Here is a 271-nt window from a genome sequence, read left to right as displayed (position 1 = left end):
ATAGGGCTCGGGGGCGCTCTCGGCCTGCTTGTTCAGCTCGGTGTGGGCGGCGGCCCGGTCGGTCTCGATCTTGGCGAGCGCCTCTTCCGCGGCCTCCTCGGCGACGGTCACCGCGCGCTGCGCGTCCTTGACCTTCTCGCTGAGTTCCTTGGCCTCCGCCACGAGGGCGGCCTTCTCGTCCTTGGGCGCCTGGGCGACCTTCTTGCCGTGCGCGTTCTGCGCCGCCCGCAGCTCCTCGAACGCCGTGATCGCGGCGCGGCGTTCGCGGTCG

1 protein-coding gene is annotated in these 271 nt (G+C 72.3%); it reads right to left on the bottom strand.

Annotated elements, in window-relative coordinates; all coding sequences use genetic code 11:
• Positions 1-271, bottom strand: a 271-nt coding sequence (locus ACZ3HH_RS30110; protein ID WP_465810242.1) for a hypothetical protein, incomplete at both ends; no start/stop codon positions are given.

The organism is Pseudomonas sp. PME37.24/025 (genome assembly GCF_055556615.1).
This window is presented reverse-complemented; position numbering and strand designations above follow the sequence as displayed.